Raw genomic sequence first — 379 nt, forward strand, 5'->3', positions numbered from 1 at the left:
GTAGGCGATACCTCCGTGCCATACATTTCCTCAAGGTGGCTCTGGATTTCTCGTACAGGCATACCTCGCGCATACAGGGAGATGATCTTGTCATCAAATCCTGTCCATCGGCGTTGATGCTTGCCTACTATTTGCGGTTCAAAACTGCCGTGGCGATCGCGAGGAACTTCTATTGGCAGCTCACCAAATTCGCCTTTCAGGATTTTGCTGCTGCGGCCATTACGGGCATTCCCGGTCGAATTGGTTACTGCGTCATGCCGGGCATGCCCCAGGTGGTGCTCCATCTCAGCTTCAAGGGCACGCTCAACCAATGCCTTCGTCAGTTGTTTGAGAAGTCCATTTTCGCCAATCAGGTCTTCCGGCTTTTTATAGTCGGATA

General features: G+C 52.0%; 1 protein-coding gene. It reads right to left on the minus strand.

The window, feature by feature from the left end; all coding sequences use genetic code 11:
* The coding region (locus FEF65_RS13310) for a transposase (RefSeq protein WP_170304459.1) at positions 1–379 on the minus strand (379 nt) is incomplete at both ends.

The organism is Mariprofundus erugo, from assembly GCF_005818865.1.
GTDB lineage: Bacteria > Pseudomonadota > Zetaproteobacteria > Mariprofundales > Mariprofundaceae > Mariprofundus > Mariprofundus erugo.